16 protein-coding genes are annotated in these 16,523 nt (G+C 57.8%); 12 read left to right on the top strand and 4 right to left on the bottom strand.

Features of this window, described 5'->3' with window-relative positions; all coding sequences use genetic code 11:
- The first annotated feature begins 506 nt into the window (after positions 1–506).
- From D9N14_RS10940 to rlmM, 5 genes are all read left to right on the top strand, one after another.
- A complete protein-coding gene (locus D9N14_RS10940; RefSeq protein ID WP_290579504.1) occupies positions 507–845 on the top strand; it encodes a P-II family nitrogen regulator in 339 nt (112 codons plus the stop codon).
- A 73-nt stretch (positions 846–918) separates the two neighbouring features.
- Positions 919–2,232: an ammonium transporter gene (locus D9N14_RS10935; protein ID WP_290579502.1), complete on the top strand. Its 1,314-nt coding sequence runs from the start codon at positions 919–921 to the stop codon at positions 2,230–2,232.
- Positions 2,233–2,502: 270 nt separating this feature from the next.
- On the top strand, positions 2,503–2,895 hold the full coding sequence (locus D9N14_RS10930; RefSeq protein ID WP_290579500.1) for an SCP2 sterol-binding domain-containing protein: 393 nt from the start codon (positions 2,503–2,505) through the stop codon (positions 2,893–2,895).
- Between the two features lie 87 nt (positions 2,896–2,982).
- Positions 2,983–3,828, top strand: a complete 846-nt coding sequence (locus D9N14_RS10925; RefSeq protein WP_290579498.1) for a MaoC/PaaZ C-terminal domain-containing protein — start codon at positions 2,983–2,985, stop codon at positions 3,826–3,828.
- Between the two features lie 86 nt (positions 3,829–3,914).
- A complete protein-coding gene (rlmM, locus tag D9N14_RS10920) occupies positions 3,915–4,964 on the top strand; it encodes a 23S rRNA (cytidine(2498)-2'-O)-methyltransferase RlmM (RefSeq protein WP_290579496.1) in 1,050 nt (349 codons plus the stop codon).
- Positions 4,965–5,034: 70 nt separating this feature from the next.
- Here rlmM and D9N14_RS10915 read toward each other — a convergent pair whose 3' ends face one another.
- The gene (locus tag D9N14_RS10915) at positions 5,035–5,355 is read right to left on the bottom strand and encodes an antibiotic biosynthesis monooxygenase family protein (protein ID WP_290579494.1); all 321 of its coding nucleotides are present in this window, start codon (positions 5,353–5,355) and stop codon (positions 5,035–5,037) included.
- A gap of 142 nt (positions 5,356–5,497) precedes the next feature.
- Here D9N14_RS10915 and D9N14_RS10910 point away from each other — a divergent pair, with 142 nt between their 5' ends.
- The 3 genes from D9N14_RS10910 to D9N14_RS10900 all read left to right on the top strand — a co-directional run bounded on the left by D9N14_RS10910 (position 5,498) and on the right by D9N14_RS10900 (position 11,490).
- Positions 5,498–6,784, top strand: a complete 1,287-nt coding sequence (locus D9N14_RS10910) for an MFS transporter (protein ID WP_290579492.1) — start codon at positions 5,498–5,500, stop codon at positions 6,782–6,784.
- Positions 6,785–6,884: 100 nt separating this feature from the next.
- The gene (tusA, locus tag D9N14_RS10905; protein WP_290579490.1) at positions 6,885–7,124 is read left to right on the top strand and encodes a sulfurtransferase TusA; all 240 of its coding nucleotides are present in this window, start codon (positions 6,885–6,887) and stop codon (positions 7,122–7,124) included.
- A gap of 226 nt (positions 7,125–7,350) precedes the next feature.
- On the top strand, positions 7,351–11,490 hold the full coding sequence (locus tag D9N14_RS10900; protein ID WP_290579508.1) for a DUF2341 domain-containing protein: 4,140 nt from the start codon (positions 7,351–7,353) through the stop codon (positions 11,488–11,490).
- A 1-nt stretch (position 11,491) separates the two neighbouring features.
- Here D9N14_RS10900 and D9N14_RS10895 read toward each other — a convergent pair whose 3' ends face one another.
- Both D9N14_RS10895 and D9N14_RS10890 read right to left on the bottom strand, forming a co-directional pair.
- The gene (locus D9N14_RS10895) at positions 11,492–12,181 is read right to left on the bottom strand and encodes a hypothetical protein (protein WP_290579488.1); all 690 of its coding nucleotides are present in this window, start codon (positions 12,179–12,181) and stop codon (positions 11,492–11,494) included.
- Positions 12,182–12,321: 140 nt separating this feature from the next.
- The gene (locus D9N14_RS10890; RefSeq protein WP_290579486.1) at positions 12,322–13,689 is read right to left on the bottom strand and encodes an MATE family efflux transporter; all 1,368 of its coding nucleotides are present in this window, start codon (positions 13,687–13,689) and stop codon (positions 12,322–12,324) included.
- Positions 13,690–13,790: 101 nt separating this feature from the next.
- Here D9N14_RS10890 and D9N14_RS10885 point away from each other — a divergent pair, with 101 nt between their 5' ends.
- Entirely contained in the window at positions 13,791–14,336 is a 546-nt protein-coding gene (locus tag D9N14_RS10885; protein ID WP_290579484.1) for an elongation factor P hydroxylase, read from the top strand.
- A gap of 5 nt (positions 14,337–14,341) precedes the next feature.
- Here the strand turns inward: D9N14_RS10885 and D9N14_RS10880 are convergent, their stop codons facing one another.
- Positions 14,342–14,713, bottom strand: a complete 372-nt coding sequence (locus D9N14_RS10880) for a c-type cytochrome (RefSeq protein WP_290579482.1) — start codon at positions 14,711–14,713, stop codon at positions 14,342–14,344.
- Between the two features lie 127 nt (positions 14,714–14,840).
- Here D9N14_RS10880 and cobO point away from each other — a divergent pair, with 127 nt between their 5' ends.
- The 3 genes from cobO (at position 14,841) to greB (ending at position 16,469) form a co-directional block, all read left to right on the top strand.
- Positions 14,841–15,431 (top strand): cob(I)yrinic acid a,c-diamide adenosyltransferase, encoded by a 591-nt coding sequence (gene cobO, locus D9N14_RS10875; RefSeq protein ID WP_290579480.1) that lies wholly within the window; start codon positions 14,841–14,843, stop codon positions 15,429–15,431.
- 79 nt (positions 15,432–15,510) lie between these two features.
- Positions 15,511–15,933, top strand: a complete 423-nt coding sequence (locus tag D9N14_RS10870; protein ID WP_290579478.1) for a hypothetical protein — start codon at positions 15,511–15,513, stop codon at positions 15,931–15,933.
- Positions 15,934–15,959: 26 nt separating this feature from the next.
- Positions 15,960–16,469 carry a transcription elongation factor GreB gene (gene greB, locus D9N14_RS10865; RefSeq protein ID WP_290579476.1) on the top strand — a complete coding sequence of 170 codons (510 nt, stop codon included), beginning with the start codon at positions 15,960–15,962 and terminating at the stop codon, positions 16,467–16,469.
- Positions 16,470–16,523 lie beyond the last annotated feature (54 nt).

Below are 16,523 nucleotides of genomic sequence, written 5' to 3'. Positions count from 1 at the left end.
ACACCGACAGCCATCCCCACGATGCCCCAGATTACGGTCATGACCGCAAATTGCTTAACGACACCATACTCGTATTGCGGCGTTGCAGCTTGACTATTACTCATTGAGTGTCATTCCTGTGTTGAGTGATTGAACACACACGGTTACTACGGTTTTCTTTCACGAAGCTAAAGGCTTGCCATTGATGAAAATGGCAGCATCGCATTATAGAAGTGAACGGTTGTACGTTGTTGATACATGTCAACTAAGGTAGTCACTGCCCATACCTCTCTAGTACTACATCGGCAAGCACTAATAGTGTGCACTAATGCGCTAAGGTGATCGCAAAAGGTGCGTTTTTCATGAAAGCTCTAGCCTGAAAATTTCTAAATCGTTGAAAAATAAAGAAATCGTCAGATGGCCCAGAATCTGCATGCTCTTAAATGGTGCGAAGGCACCATAATAGAACAAAAGCACGGTAAATTACCAAACATGTTCCTGAGATACAGAAATTTGGGGCGGCAATTATGAAAATGATTACGGCAATCATCAAGCCTTTTAAGCTGGATGATGTGCGCGAAGCGTTAACGGATCTGGGAATCACCGGGATGACGCTGGAAGAAGTGAAGGGATTCGGGCGTCAGAAGGGTCACACTGAGCTCTATCGGGGGGCAGAGTATGTGATCGATTTTGTCCCTAAGTTCAAGCTGCAGGTGGCAGTGAACAATAACCTGGTGGACGTAGTGTGCGAGGCGATCGCCAAAGCGGCCAACACCACCAAAATCGGAGATGGCAAGATCTTCGTTTCAGAGCTGGAACAGGTGATCCGCATTCGTACCGGCGAACAGGGGGAAGCCGCGCTCTAATCTGGGCAGCCCGGTGCACCACCAATAATAAAAGGCCAATTCAGTAACAATCTTCCTTCAAGGGGTATCTTCAATGTTGGGTTTAAGCAACCTGCGGCGGGTATTGCTCGCTGTGTCGTTTTTCCTGTTTCCGTCATTTGGTGTGGCTGATGAGCTGAGCGGTGCCAACACCGCCTGGATTCTGACGGCCACAGCCTTAGTACTGTTTATGACGATTCCCGGGCTCTCGCTGTTCTATGCCGGTCTGGTGCGGTCCAAGAACGTATTGTCGGTGCTGATGCAGTGCTTCACACTCACTTGCCTGATGTCGATCCTGTGGTTCGTGGTGGGTTATACCATCGCCTTCGGCTCGGCCGAGGAGCAGGGCCCATTTATTGGCGACTTTGGCAATGTACTGTTTGCGGCCATGGGGGTGGATTCCCTTAACGGCGACATCCCGGCGGTGTTGTTCGCCGCATTCCAGATGACCTTCGCTGTGATCACGCCGGCACTCATCGTGGGTGCCTTTGCTGAACGCATGAAGTTCTCGGCCATGTTGCTGTTCAGCTCGGCCTGGTTGCTGTTGGTGTATTCCCCGGTGTGTCATTGGGTGTGGGGCGGCGGCTGGCTGGCTGAGATGGGGTTCCTGGACTTCGCAGGGGGATCTGTCGTGCACATTACCGCGGCGGTGGCCGCCCTGGTGGCCGCCCTGGTAATCGGCAATCGGCGGGGTTTTCCCGGCACGCCGATGATGCCGCACAACATGACCATGACGGTAACCGGTGCCGGTATGTTGTGGGTGGGCTGGTTCGGCTTCAACGCGGGCAGTGCGCTGGCGGCCAATGGCAGTGCCGCCATGGCGTTGCTGGTGACCCACATTTCTGCCGCGGCCGGTTCCCTGGCCTGGATGGCCTGTGAATGGATTCGGCACGGCAAACCCTCGGTGCTGGGGATTGTCACCGGCATGGTGGCCGGATTGGGCACCATAACCCCGGCGTCAGGCTCGGTGGGGCCGGCGGCCGCGCTGGTGATCGGGCTCTGTGCCGGCACCATCTGTTTCTTCGCCACCTTGTTCCTCAAGCAGCGGTTGAAAATTGACGATTCTCTGGACGTGTTCCCGGTGCACGGGGTCGGCGGCATCCTGGGCACCTTGCTGGTGGGTGTTTTCTGCGCAACGGACTTGGGTGTGTTCAGTGGGCTGGGCTTTGGTGGGGATAATGGCTCCATTGGTGCGCAGGTACAGGTACAGCTGATCGGGATTGTCGCCACCTTCTCTTATACCGCGGTGGTGTCCTGGCTGTTGTTGAAGCTGGTGGATAAGGTGCTGGGTCTGCGGGTCAGTGAGGATCAGGAAACCGAAGGGCTGGATATTGTCCTCCACGAGGAGCGGGGTTACGACATTCGTTGATTGATTTATAAGATGAAGCCGGCCGTTGCCGTGGGCGCCCTAATACGGGTGCCCGTTTTGTCTTGACCAAAAAAGACCGGTCCATGGTGAAAATGGCTATTGTCTTTGCGGTGGGGATTTTATAAGTTAGCGGTCAGCGTCTCGAACAGTCGTTTGATTGATCAGCGTATAAAGCGTATAACGTAGAAAACTAAAACGTGTAAATTAATGTTAAAAAAGGCTTCAGGGTCGTCCTGAGAGCAAGAATAAAAATTTATAGGAGAAGGTGTAATGAGTCTCAAGTTCCTGTCTGAAGATTGGTTTGCAAAGGTGGCTGAATTGAAAGAGGCTGCCGGTGATCTGGACGTTCCCGCCGCCATGCACGATTTGGTGATCAACATTACTGTTTCCGGTACCGACTTTGGCGATGTGGATATCAGTTTGAATGCCGGCATGATCGAGAAAGGTCATCATGCCAATGCCCCCACCAAGATGACTCTGCCCGTTGACCTGGCCCATCGCCTGTTCATCGACAACGACCAGTCCGCTGGTATGCAGGGCTTCATGTCAGGCCAGATCAAGATCGAAGGTGATATGAGCAAGCTGATGGCTATGCAGACTGTGCAGCCTTCTGCCGCTCAGAAAAGCCTGCAAAAGCAAATTCTGGAAGTGACTGCACCTTAAGGCAGGCACCAACCAGCTCTGAAAAACCCGCCTTGAGACCAGGGCGGGTTTTTTTATGCCAAAAATAAAAATCAAAGAGGTCAGGATATGTCAAAACCCATTGCTGCCGACCTGGTGGGATTGACCACCGAACCGGTCACCGTTCGTTGGTCCGAAAAAGACGTTCTGTTGTATGCCCTGGCGGTGGGCTGCAAGCCGGAGCAGGAACTGGACTTTGTTTACGAAGCCCGCGGCCCCAAAGTACTGCCCACCTTCTCCGTAATTCCCGGCCTGAATATCATGGGGTCTGTGATGTCACAGGTGCAGTTCAATCTGGCCATGCTGTTGCACGGTGAGCAGAAAATTACGCTGCACCGAGCCATTCCTGCCGCCGGTATTGGCACCGGGGTCGGTCGAATTGTGGAGGTGTGGGATAAGGGTAAGGCGGCAGTAATGGGTGTGGAGTGCGAAGTGTCCGATGATGACGGGCTGCTGTTTACCACGCAAGCCACTCTGTTTATCCGTGGTGCCGGTGGCTTTGGCGGTGAGAGAGGGCCCAGTCGAGTGAATTTTGTATTGCCGGAGCGCGAACCGGACTGGGTCGTGGAAGACATCACCCGGGAGGAACAAGCTGCACTCTACCGCCTTACTGGAGACCGCAACCCCATACACATTGATCCCAACTTTGCCAAGTTCGGTGGCTTTGACCGCCCGTTTCTACACGGCCTGTGCACGTTTGGCTTTGCCGGGCGTGCCGCCTTATCAGCGTTGTGTGGTGGTGATCCGGCCCGTTTCCACTCCATGAGCGCGCGCTTCTCCGACCAGGTATATATGGGGGATCGCATCCTCTCCAAAATCTGGCAAACGGGAGCGGGGACTGCCTTGATGCAGGTGGAAACCCAGCGCGGGAATGTGGTGTTGAATCAGTGTGAGGTGACCTACCAACCACAATAAGGGCGGGTATCTCAGCTGGGCACCTGCGATCGCTTTCGATAGAATGCGCCTTCGCCGTGGGGGTTGCTTGGAGGTGTTTTGAATTGATGCAGCAGATGTTGCTGATTTGTCGTCCTGGTTTTGAGTCGGATCTGGCGGCAGAAATCCAGGAAAAGGCTGCCGCACGGGCTGTGTTTGGTTTTGTCCGGGCCAAGCCAAATGAAGGCTTCGTGGTGTTCGAAGGGCAGGAGCCAGATGCGGCTGAACGCTTGTTAAAAGGCCTTCCGTTTCAGGATTTGGTGTTTGCCCGCCAATGGCTGGCGGTTGTGGCCCATCTGCCCCAGGTGGACCCCCAGGACCGGATCAATCCCATACTGGAAGCCCTGTCGGGTCAAGCCTGTCACAGTGCCTGGATGTCCTATCCGGATACCAACGACGGCAAAGGCTTGTCCAAGCTGGTACGCAAACTGGAGCGTCCCCTGGAAAAGGCCCTGGCGAAACAGCTCAACAGCAAGGCGGGTTTCCATCTCCATCTGTTTTTTGAAAGCGGCACGGACATCTGGGTGGGCCTGACCCCGGTCAAGAACGCTGCCCCCTGGCCGCTTGGGTTTCCCCGTTTGCGACAGCCCCCGTCCGCCCCCAGTCGTTCCACCCTGAAACTGGAGGAAGCCTGGCTGCAGCTGATCCCGGAGGCGCAACGGGCCTCGCTGCTAAAACCGTTTCAAAAAGCGGTGGACCTGGGGGCAGCCCCCGGTGGCTGGACCTGGCAGCTGGTGCAGCGGGGTATGCAGGTCACCGCGATCGATAACGGGCCCATGGACAAAGCCCTGCTGGACAGTGGTCAGGTGAAACACCTGCGGGAGGATGCGTTCTCGTACAAGCCGCCACGACCGGTGGACTGGCTGGTGTGCGACATGGTGGAGAAACCGGCACGGGTGGCGGAGTTGATGGAACGCTGGCTGGTGCAGGGCTGGACCCGCTTTGCGATCTTCAACCTGAAGCTGCCCATGAAGCGCCGCTGGCTGGAAGTGAGCCGGATTCTGGCGCGTATGGAAACGGAGCTGGAAAGCGCAGGTTGTGTGTACCAGCTACGGGCGAAACAGCTCTATCATGACCGGGAAGAGATCACGGTGTTTGCTGCACCAAGGCACTATTAACCTAAGCTCTATTAACCCAGGCTCTATTAACAGCCTTTCTGCATGAGTAGCCTCGCTGCAGCCGGTGCGGTTAACCGACCTGTTGCAGTCCGCGGGCGGATTGGTACACACAGGGTTCCAGAATGGTGAAGCGCTCCGGCTCCTGCAAAAACATGCCGATTTTTTTCAGCATGTCCATGCGGGCGGAGGAGCGGAACCAGAGTTGCCAGGCGTTGACGCTTTCCCATAAGGAAATGACCACATAATGATTGGGGCGTTTGGCGTCGCGATAGGATTCTCCGCCCAGGTAGCCGGGGGAGTTTTCGGCATGGGTCAGTAATTCCACGATGGTATGCTCGTAGTTTCCTTCCAGGCCCTCGGCCACTGTCCGTTCAATCAATACCTTAATCATTTCTTTCCTCGGTGAGACCACTGCAATCAGGCCCTAATGGTAATCCCTTCCTTTGATTTTTCAATGAATAAGAAGCCGGAATCGGTATGATGGGCTCCCGACAGAGGGTAGAGATCAACATGAAGATAATGGGGGTAGGGGGATGAGTGCCTCGCTTTCGTACCGCCTGGGATTGCTGGGGTGCCTGTACTTTTCCCAGGGATTGCCGTTTGGTTTTCTGAGCCAGGCGCTGCCGGCGCTGTTGCGCAGTTACGACGTCAGTCTGGAGAAGATCGGCCTGGTGTCCCTGGTGGCGTTGCCCTGGGCATTCAAATTTCTGTGGGCACCCTATGTGGACCATTACCACTGGCAACGATTGGGGCAGCGCAAAAGCTGGATTCTGCCGATGCAGGGGGGCTTTATGCTGTGCCTGCTGGCGTTGGGTGCGCTGGACCCGGCCAGTTTCAGCGGGTCTGGGTTCTATGGTCTGCTGGCCATTCTTTTTGTGTCCAACCTGATTGCGGCCACCCAGGATATCGCCACCGATGGACTGGCGGTGTCCAGCCTCAGCCCGCAGGAACGTGGTCTGGCCAATGGGGTGCAGGTGGCAGGCTATCGCGTGGGGATGTTGTTCGGTGGGGCGGTCATTCTGCTGCTGCTGGAATGGCTGGGCTGGTTCAGCACTTTCATGACGTTGGCGCTGATGATTGTGCTGGTGAGCGTGCCCCTGTGGTGGTTTCGGGAGCCGGCGTCCGGGCCGGTGTTGCAGCATGAGCGGCCGCGTAACGTCTTTATCCTGGCCCGCCAATTCCTGCTCCAGCCCGGAATGTGGCGCTGGGTTCTGGTGATCGTGGTGTACAAGGCGGGCGACGCCTTTGGCTCTGCGATGACCAAGCCGTTGCTGATCGACCTGGGGTACAGCCTGGAGCAGGTGGGCTGGATCAGTGGTGGCGTGGGGATGGGCGCCGGCATTGCAGGCGCTTTGCTGGGTGGCTGGCTGATCCCCAGGTTGGGCCGGGTTCGGGCATTGGTGGGGTTTGGCGTGCTGCAGGCGTTCTCCTTGTTGGGCTTTTATTGGCTGGCCACTGGGTTGATGACTGGCCTGGCGTCTGCACTGGGGGCAGGATCGGTGACAGGGGATGCAGCGCTGCAAAAAGTGGTGATGGTGACGGCGCTGGAGCATTTTAGCGGTGGGCTGGCGACCGCTGCATTGTTCACACTGATGATGGATGCCTGCCGTCGACCCCTGGCGGGTACAGATTACACCTTGCAGGCCAGCCTGCAGGTGGTGGTGGCCGGGGTGATGCACAGTGCCAGCGGCTTCAGTGCATCGGCCCTGGGATATGAGGTACACTTTGTGGCTTCGTTTCTGCTGGGTTTGGTGGCGTTACTCCCGATACTGCTGTGGTGGCCCAAAGCCCCCCAGGTGCAGCGGGATTCATGGCACTGAGATCAAGGCCTCAGGTCAATGGCTCGCAAAACAAGGCAGCGTAACCCGGGCACTACGGCGACCCAGACACGACGTTATAGACACTACGACAGGAACCACAATGACGGAAACAGCAGACCATCACTTCGATGCCACCGGCTTAATGTGCCCCGAGCCGGTGATGATGTTGCACGGGAAAGTGCGCGAGATGGCAGGGGGCGAGACCTTGGAAGTGGTGGCCACAGACCCCTCAACCCAGCGTGATATTCCCAAGTTCTGCCAGTTTCTTGGTCATGAGTTGATCCTGTCAGAAGAACGGGATGGCAAGTATGTTTTTCGGATTCGGAAAAAACCGGACTGATTCAATTTGATAAATGTATTAAACCAATTTTTGATAAGCTGGCCCTTTGCAGCACAAGAATAATTCGAATTCTAGAAAATTTGGATAACGTTGAACCACTCTGGATAAAACGGGATTAAAAAGGCGGGAAGCCTTTCTTATGCACAAGCCAGGAATGCACATATCAGGAATGTACAAGCCAGGAATCGCAAGGGGAACCGCCAGGAATGTTTGGGCGTTGGTGATAATGCTGCTGCTGTCGGCGACCTTGGTGGCCTGCGGTGGCTCCCGCTCATCGGGCTCCGACGACCAGGACCGCTCCACCCAAACCCAGCCGGAGCCCTCTGACCCCGTCGATGGTCAAGACAACGATCAAGACGACCCGGATCAAGGCGACCCGGCCACGCCCGATGATCCGGAACCCCGGCTCCATCCCAAGATGGAGTTTGTCCACACCGATTCCGGTCCCATGGGGCCCGGCCGGATTGTGGACGGCACGGTGCGTTTCAGCGGAACCGCCAATCCCAACGATTCCATCCTCCTGATCATCAATGGCACCCCGTCCGGCTCGGTGCTGGCCAATGCCAAGGGTGAGTGGGACCTGGATTTTACCCGGGTGGAACTGTTGCCCGGGGCCTATCGAATTGATCTGAAGGCCGTGACCACTGGCGGCGCAACACTGGAATCCCGCCAACCTTTCGAGTTCTACTTTGATCCCACCTTGCCTCCCGTACCCCAGATTTCAGGCATCAGCAACGACACCGGTATCCGTGGTGACCGTATTACCGCAAGCCCGGATCAGATCCTGTCCGGTACTGCGCAGGCCGGGCATCGCATCAAGCTTTACCTCGATAACGTGCAGTGGGGTGAAACCATCGCCGATGAGTTCGGCGCCTGGCAGGCCGATATCGGCGCCCTCGATCTGTTGCAAGCGGACGGTGTGTATCGCTTCACGGCGGTGAGTGAGGATTTCGGTCTGCAGAGTCCAGTCTCCGACCCCTTCAATCTTACCTTGGACAGCACCGCGCCAGGGCCATTATCCCTGCAGCCCAGCCCCAACAGCCTGGGTGTTCCCCGGGGTTTGGTGCTGGAGATCGAGTTCAACGAACCGGTGCTGGCGGGGGCGGGGCAATTGGTCCTGCGCCGCACCCTGGACGGTATCGCGGTGCTTGCAGTGGATGTGGCGGCGCTGGTGGCTGCGGACACTCCGGTACAGCGCGTCCGGATTCCCCTGGCCACCTTGCTGGAGTTCGCCACCGGCTACCATGTTGACCTACCCACTGGTGCCTTTGTGGATGTGGCGGGGAATCCATCTGCTGCACTACAGGGGCCGGATGCCTGGGCCTTCAATGTGGAGCCGGCATTGTTCCCGCCCATCGATGTGGGAGCGCTGTCGCCGGAGCAGGGGTTTGTCTTCAGCGGAATGGCATCCTCACTGGCCAGCGCGGTAGCGGGAGTGGGTGATGTCAACGGTGACGGGTTTGAAGATTTTGCCGTGGGCGACCCAGCGTACGATGAGGCCCGTGGCGCCGTCTATCTGCTGCTGGGGCGAGAGGGCGTGACCCGGGCCAATGTGTTGCAGACCGAATGGGTCCGCAGCGAGGGTATTCTGGTGCAGGGTGCAGCCCCCGGTGACCAGCTGGGGGCTTCGATGGCCGGTGCCGGCGACATGAATGGGGACGGGGTCGATGACGTGATGTTGGCGGCCCCTGGCTCCGACCTGGGCGCAGGGGACGCGGGGGCGGTGTATGTCCTGTGGGGTGGCGAAGACCTGAACGATATAAACCTGAATAACTGGAACTCCGGGGCGGGATTTCGCATCCTGGCACGGGAGAGTGGCCAACGCCTCGGTCAGGCAGCACTTGATCAACCGGGGTTGCCCGGCAACGGACAGTCGCTCAGTGCCCATGGGGATGTCAATGGCGATGGGTTTGCGGATCTGTTGATCGGTCACCCTCAAAGCGATGGCACCGGTGAGGATAGTGGGCGCGCCTATGTGATACTGGGGCGCGCCGGGGTGAGCCGCCCGGATGTGGATCTGGGTTTGCTGGGGGCCGATGGTTTTGCGTTGTATGCATCCGGTCAACCCCGCTGGCAGCTGGGCTACAGTGTGCTGATTGCCGGGGATCTGAACCGGGATGGTCGCGACGACCTGCTCCTGTCGGCGCCCATAGCCAATGCCGGTGCAGAGCAGGGTGGGGCCGTGTTTGTGGTCTACGGGCCAGCAACCAGCAATCCCGGGGATCTGGAGCTGAACAATATGGCGGTGAGTGCCGGCGTCCGCTGGCAATCCACTGTCGCGGGCTCGTTGTTGGGGGTGGGTTTAGGGGCCGGCGAGTTCAATGGTGACGGCGTGGTGGACCTGTTTCTGGGCCAGCCCGGCTCTGGGGCAACACCCCTGTCCAATGTCGGTGCAGTCAGTATCCTGTTCGGTGGCAAAGCCTGGTCGGCGGTGAATAACCTGGAATCTCTCTCCCCAGAGCAGGGGTTTACTTTGCAGGGAATGGATGCGGAGAGTTTTACCGGTCAGGCTTTAGCCGGCGCGGGGGACTTCAATGCCGACGGACTGGATGACCTGATTGTGGGCGCCTTCAACGGGCAATACGGAGGCGTGCAGGCTGGGCGGGCCTGGCTGGTGCTGGGCAGCGATGACGATGTAATCGATTCCTGGAGCCTGGCGGACTTTCTTGCCTCTGACGGAATGCCGTTGAGCGGGAGCCGGGCAGGGCAGGGATTGGGGCAGAGCCTGTCCGCGGCAGACCTCAATGGTGATGGCTTCCAGGACCTGATGCTGGGCGCCCCAGGGCAATCTCAAGCGCCAGTTCAGCCCCAGGCGTTTGTGCTGTGGGGAAATGACTGGTTGGGGGATGTGGTGTTCCGCAATGGCCAGCCCGGTGCTGACAATATTGTGGGCAGCGCTGCCAGCGAGACCTTGACCGGTTACGGTGGCACTGATGCCTTTTCCGCCGGTGCCGGGAATGACCGCATTGAAATCGCCGATACCGCCTTTTTCCGGATACGGGGTGGGACCGGTGAAGATACGCTGGCCCTTACCGGCAACAACCTGTTCCTGGACTTGCCGTCCCTGGCACCGGAAGTGATTAACAGCATTGAAGTGATCGACCTGGGGGATGACAACAACCGCCTGCGGGTGAGCCGTGCCAGCGTACTGCGGTTATCACCCAACACCAATCGCCTGCGGATCGTCGGCGGTGCCTCGGACGTCTTCGAAGGCAGCGCCGGGGACAACTGGACGGTGGTGGAGGAGACCGAACTCCAGGGGGTGACTTACACCCGTTATGCTGACGGTGAGGCGGAGCTATTGGTGCAGACTGCCGTGATTCAGCCGGGTGTTGAACGATTGCAGTCCAGTCAGCGTTTTTACTTTGATACCACCGCCACTGGCGCTGATGTAATGGGCAACGTCACGCAGTTTCCCCTACTGCTGCGCATCACCGATGTGGAGATCATTGATGCGGTGCAGCCAGGGGCGCCGGATATCCGCTTTGTGGACAGCGATGGGACCACACGCCTGCCCTACGAAATAGAGCGCTGGGACCAGAATACCAATGAGGCGCTGGTCTGGGTGCTGGTACCGCAGGTGGATGGCAACAGCAACCAGGATTTCATAACCCTGCTCTACGACGATGCCGTGGATGGGAGTGTGGCCGATGGGCAGGATCCGGCCGCATTGTGGAACGACTATGTCGGGGTTTGGCACTTCGCCGAAGCCGGGCAGGCCCGTGATTCTTCACCCTTTGCCAATCATGGTGTGGACGCCGGGGGAGTGGGGCGGTCGCCGGACTTTGTGGGCCTGGCAGCAACCTTCACCGACGAGGCGGCCTATCGCGTGCCATTCAGCGAGTCCCTGGCCGCGGACGGCGGCGCCTTCAGTGTGGAAACCTGGTATTCCAGCAATACCTGCAGCACCACGCTGCTGAGCCGGTTTGATCTCAGCATGCTCGGCCGGGGCGACACCAACACCGGCTTTTGGGAACTGCGCAGTGCCCACTATTTTGCCAGTGTTATCGTCATTGGTACGCGGGTGGACCGTGCCTCGTTCACCCTGGGTGCGGGTGGTGGGGAAAGCGTTTTGTCCGGGGGCGCGTTGTTCGGGCTGTTCGTGGGCGATTGCGTGGAGCATGTCACGGCGTCCTATGATCCCATTCTCGGCTCAAGTATTTACATCAATGGGGTCTTGAAGGCCACCAACAGCCGCCGCTTCACATTGCAGTCTGCTGCTGACCTGATTATGGGAGGGCATGGCACCCGTTACCGGCTGACACTGGACGAATCCAGAGTGGCCCGCCGGCGCTGGGATGCCGATCGTGTGCGCCTGACCTATGAAAACCAGCGTAGCAACAGTGCGCTGGTGGTGACCCCCTAGGTCAGTTCTCTATCAGCATGGAAATCGCTGCCAGGGCTTCCGGGTCCTGTTCTTTGATCTTGTTGGCGATGCGGTGCTGGAAGAAATACTTGAACTCGGCCTGGTCCTGAGCGGAATACAAACAGGGATCACCGGGCAGGACGGGAGTGGATTTCACCTTGTCTTCATCCACCAGCATGGCGTGCACGGTGCCATCCGCCATCAGGCGCCAACTGAGCACTTCGATCAATACAAACGACCGAAAGCCGTTGTCCGTGAGTACCGCATGGGTGCCAATGGCGTCGGGGATTTCCTGAATGATGTCACCGTCGTGGATCTGCTCGATGTGATAAAACTCTTCGGCCAGTTCCAGTTCTTTGACTTTGTGTTTGGGGGGAGTGTAGAAGATGTCGTTAGTGCCCGGGTCGCGATAGCCTTCCCAGCGGCCGTTGAGGGGATCATTGATTTCAGTGCAGGGGACCACCTGATTGAGCCAGGGAACCAGCCCCACCACTTCACCGGATTCCCGCAGCGCCCAGCACACCACTTTCAGTGAGTACAGGCGGTTGGGAGAGGTGTCATTGGTGTAGAGCATCTCCAGCCCGTCCAGCTCCGGCGCTATGCGCACGATGCGGTCAACCACTTCGTCAATGGGGCGCCCGGAAAAAAGGTCGATCACATTGGAACGATTATCCGAAGCCTGTGGTTTCATACGACTACCCTCGCGGACCTGAGCCGGGTATACCGTTGAGCATGGTGATGCGCAGCCCGGGTCGTCATGGACACACTTCTACTTTATATCTAAGTACACTTGCATGCAAAATGCCAGTTTTTACTATGTGTCTTAGGCGATTAGGCGGACAGGGCCAGGGTCTTGCGCATTCGCCAGACGACCCGCCAGCAGAGCATGATGGCGGCGGCAGTGAGCCCGGCCACGAGGCCGATCCAGAAGCCCCGGGCCCCCATGGCGGGTACAACCCAGTCGGTGAGGCCAAGGCAATAGCCGATAGGCAGGCCCAGGCACCAATAGGCGAGGACGGTGATGAGCATGGGCCAGGCGGTGTCTTTCATGCCGCGCAGGACGCCATTGGCACTGACCTGCAGGCAGTCGGAGAGCTGAAACAGAGCCGCAAACAGCAGCAGGCCGGAGGCCATTTCAATGACCGTTTGATCGTCGGTGTAGATCATGGCGATTTCACTGCGAAACAGCGCCATCAGGCTGCTGTTGAAGACCGCGATCACCAAAATGATGGCCAACCCGCAAAGAATGGACAGCCGCACGGCCCGGGAATCCCCAGTGCCCATATTGGTGCCCACCCGCACGGTGAGGGCCAGGGACAGGCTGAGGGGGATCATAAACGTCATGGAGGCGGCGTTGAGGGCAATCTGGTGGCTGGCCACCACCTGTGCCCCGATGCCGGCGATGAACAGTGCGATGACGCAGAACAGGCTCACTTCAATGAATATTGAGAGCCCGATGGGTAACCCCAGGCGGAACACCGCCCCCAGTTCCGGCAGGTGGGGGCCGACAAACCGATGGAACACGCCGGTGCCCTGTTTCTGATCAAAAACAATACTATAAAGCACCATGAGCACCAACATGAGCCACATCACCACGCTGGTGGCCCAGCCGCAGCCTACGCCTCCCATCGGGCTGAAACCCAGTTTGCCGTAGATGAGCACGTAGTTGACCGGGATATTCACTGCCAGCCCCACCAGGCTGATCACCATCACCGGTTTGGTGTAGGACATACCCTCGGTGAGGGCGCGCAACGCCAGGAACAGGGTGATGGCGGGAAACCCCCAGGACAGGCCCTGCAGATAGCCGATGATCATGGGGCGGATGACCGGGTCCACGTCCATAATGTCCAGTAGGGGCTCCAGGTTACGCATCAGTAGGAACGCCAGCCAGCCCAGGGGCAGTGCCAGCCACAGCCCCTGCTGCACCACCACGCCGATGGCAGAGTGGTCGCGGCGGCCGCGGTATTGGGAGACGAACGGGGTCAGACCCTGCATGACTCCCACCAGGAACAGAAACACCGGTACCCAAACCGCCGCACCCACGGCCACCGCGGCCAGGTCGTCGGGCCCCACGCGACCGGCCATCACGGTATCCACAAAACCGTTGGCGGTTTGTGCAAATTGCGCGACGATAATCGGCATGGCCAGCACCAGAATGCGCCTGCATTCCTGCCGGAAGGATTTCCAGGTGTAGTTCATCGGCGTAATTGGGTGAGTTCGAAGGCGCTGTAGTTTATCATGCCGGTGGCCATTGTAATGGCCTGTTTTAGCGGGATATTCAGTCAGGAAAGTGAAGTATCGTGGAGCCAGTGGAACATAAGATCGAAGATATTATTACACTCTTCAACCAGTGTTTTCTGGATTCGTACAATACGCGATTGGTGAAAGGCGGAGATGAACCCATCTATTTGCCACAGTCGGCGGAGCGCGCCCACCACGAACTTCACTTCGCCCATGGCTTCTATCGCAGTGCCCTGCACGAAACCGCTCACTGGCTGATAGCCGGGGCCGCCCGCCGTCAACAGGTGGACTTTGGCTACTGGTATGAGCCGGATGGGCGTAGTGCAGAACAGCAACGGGTTTTTGAACAGGTGGAGGTGAAACCGCAGGCGCTGGAATGGATTCTGTCGGACGCGGCGGGCATACCGTTCCGGGTGAGCGTGGATAACCTCAGCGGCGAGTCCACCGACGCAACCCCCTTCAAGATGGCGGTGTTTTCCCAGGTGCTGGATTACCTGTCAGCCGGCCTGTGGTCGCGGGCGGAGACCTTCCGCCTCGCCCTCTGCGAGTACTATGGTCGCCCCCGCGAACTGGACCCGAACCGGTTTGATCCGGAGTCCATCTAAGGGCGCTATTGCACCAGGCTCATCATGTACCGCACTGCATTGCGGATATCTTCATCCGACAAATCCGGGTTACCCCCCCGGGGCGGCATCATCTCCATGGCGAAACCGTTAATGGCGTGGCTCACCAGGACATCCTCACCCTGGGGTAGTCGTTTGCCCCACATTTTTTTGTTGCCCAGGATCGGCGCACCGTTCAGTCCCTGCCCATGACAGGCGATGCACGTTTTGTCCACCACCGCTTTGCCTGCCAACAGTTCCGGGGCTAATTGCGGGGCTTTTTCTGGCTCATCGGTTGGGCCGCTGCAGGCCACAAACAGTAACATGCCGATGGCGACTAAGAAGGGGGAGGAGAACGAAGAGGCGAAAGTTGGTTTCATAAGTCATCAATCCAGGACGATACGTCGCTTTGTGCCAAGCAAGCTCTGTACCAGGGGCGAGTTCGAGAAATTTAAGCCGGCTTGTGGTAACGTTGTCGCGCATTTTTGACCGGGAATACAGAGCATTATGACAGACAGTCATCAACAGAAAATGGCCGCCAAAAAAGCGGTAATGGACGCCAAGATCGCCAAAGCCACAGAGGAGCGGGGCATCCTGATCCTGATGAAGGGCAATGGCAAAGGCAAAAGCAGTTCCGCCTTTGGAACCATGGCCCGTTCCCTTGGCCATGGCAAACGGGCCGCCGTGATTCAGTTTCTGAAGGGCCGCACCGAAACCGGAGAGTATCGGTTCTTCAAAGAGCATCCGATGGTGGACTGGCATGTAATGGGGGAAGGCTTTACCTGGGAAACCCAGAACAAGGAACAGGACATCGCCACCGCTCAAAAAGCCTGGGAGACCGCCCGGCCTTACCTCAGCAATCCTGACTATGATCTGGTGATTCTGGATGAGATGAGTTACATGTTCAAATACCACTATCTGGATGTGGAGCCGGTGGTGGCGGCCCTGCAACAGCGCCCGCGCTTACAGAATGTGATCATTACCGGGCGCACCATGGCGACGCCGCTGCAGGAGATCGCCGATACCATCAGCAGCGTGCAGGATGAACGCCACGCCTTTCGCCTGGGGGTAAAAGCACAGGCTGGCATCGAGTTTTAAGCGCTCGATCAGCCTGCGGAATTCGTGATAAAGTCGAGAGTCTGACCGAAAAATACAATAATAAAGCAGTGAGACCGCCATGCATTACGACGCCCAGATTCAGATGATCGTGAGCACCTTCAAATTGTCGCAGACACTCGACGTGGACCCGGAAACCGGCAAGGCCTCCATGCGTTATCGATTGAAATGCAGTGGCGGTGCCCGATCCTCGTCTTTTGACGAGTCGCAGGCAGTGGTCACCATCCTGGAGGCTTCCCGTTTGCAAGACCGTTCGTTGGGTTCCATTCAGCAACAGGATGGCCGCATGCAGATCCAGGTGTTGGCACCCCGCGAATACTTCAGTGGCCTGCTGCAGTTGTTTCCCCATTGTCGGCCGGAAGAAGGGGGCTATCTGTCGTTTGACTTTCTGTTGAGTGGGGGCGAGCCCATGCAGGTGTTGAGCGCGGAATACAAAATGGTGAAACAACTGTCTGACAACCCTGATCTGATCCGCCGTACCTGAAATCGAAGCACTTTCTGGAATACACAATGAGCCGATACCGTCCGCCTTCCACACCCGCTGCCCCTTACATAACCCCCCAGGGCCGTGATCGGCTGATGACGGAGTTGCGGTATTTGAGTGATACCCACCGGCCTGAGGTGACCCGAGCCCTGGCCGATGCCGCGGCGGAAGGGGATCGCTCGGAGAATGCGGAATACATCTATCGCAAAAAGCAACTGCGCGAAATCGATCGGCGCATTCGTTATCTGGTGAAACGGTTGGAAGTGTTAAAGACCGTGGATCAAAAACCAACGGACCAGAGCCGGGTGTTTTTTGGTGCCTGGGTGGAGCTGGAAGACCTGGACAGTGGTGCGGTGGAACGTTATCGACTGGTGGGGGCGGATGAGATCGACATTGATCGGGGCTGGATCAGTATTGATTCCCCCATGGCCAAGGCTTTGTTGAAGAAACAGGAAGGCGACGAAGTGCTGGTGGTCCGGCCAAAAGGCGAAGCCTGCTATGAGGTTGCGCGGGTAAGCTATGATCCGCTTCCCTAGCGTGCTAACGTAAACCTGGAGTGAGGTTTGAACTGCACCCTGCGCGCAAACGGA

Source organism: Ketobacter sp. (assembly GCF_003671495.1).
Lineage (GTDB): Bacteria > Pseudomonadota > Gammaproteobacteria > Pseudomonadales > Ketobacteraceae > Ketobacter.
This window is presented reverse-complemented; position numbering and strand designations above follow the sequence as displayed.

Coding starts and splice junctions, on each gene's coding strand:
- D9N14_RS10940 (WP_290579504.1), top strand. CDS start 507: ATGAAAATGATTACGGCAATCATCAAGCCTTTTAAGCTGGATGATGTG.
- D9N14_RS10935 (WP_290579502.1), top strand. CDS start 919: ATGTTGGGTTTAAGCAACCTGCGGCGGGTATTGCTCGCTGTGTCGTTT.
- D9N14_RS10930 (WP_290579500.1), top strand. CDS start 2,503: ATGAGTCTCAAGTTCCTGTCTGAAGATTGGTTTGCAAAGGTGGCTGAA.
- D9N14_RS10925 (WP_290579498.1), top strand. CDS start 2,983: ATGTCAAAACCCATTGCTGCCGACCTGGTGGGATTGACCACCGAACCG.
- rlmM (WP_290579496.1), top strand. CDS start 3,915: ATGCAGCAGATGTTGCTGATTTGTCGTCCTGGTTTTGAGTCGGATCTG.
- D9N14_RS10915 (WP_290579494.1), bottom strand. CDS start 5,355: ATGATTAAGGTATTGATTGAACGGACAGTGGCCGAGGGCCTGGAAGGA.
- D9N14_RS10910 (WP_290579492.1), top strand. CDS start 5,498: ATGAGTGCCTCGCTTTCGTACCGCCTGGGATTGCTGGGGTGCCTGTAC.
- tusA (WP_290579490.1), top strand. CDS start 6,885: ATGACGGAAACAGCAGACCATCACTTCGATGCCACCGGCTTAATGTGC.
- D9N14_RS10900 (WP_290579508.1), top strand. CDS start 7,351: ATGCTGCTGCTGTCGGCGACCTTGGTGGCCTGCGGTGGCTCCCGCTCA.
- D9N14_RS10895 (WP_290579488.1), bottom strand. CDS start 12,181: ATGAAACCACAGGCTTCGGATAATCGTTCCAATGTGATCGACCTTTTT.
- D9N14_RS10890 (WP_290579486.1), bottom strand. CDS start 13,689: ATGAACTACACCTGGAAATCCTTCCGGCAGGAATGCAGGCGCATTCTG.
- D9N14_RS10880 (WP_290579482.1), bottom strand. CDS start 14,713: ATGAAACCAACTTTCGCCTCTTCGTTCTCCTCCCCCTTCTTAGTCGCC.
- cobO (WP_290579480.1), top strand. CDS start 14,841: ATGACAGACAGTCATCAACAGAAAATGGCCGCCAAAAAAGCGGTAATG.
- D9N14_RS10870 (WP_290579478.1), top strand. CDS start 15,511: ATGCATTACGACGCCCAGATTCAGATGATCGTGAGCACCTTCAAATTG.
- greB (WP_290579476.1), top strand. CDS start 15,960: ATGAGCCGATACCGTCCGCCTTCCACACCCGCTGCCCCTTACATAACC.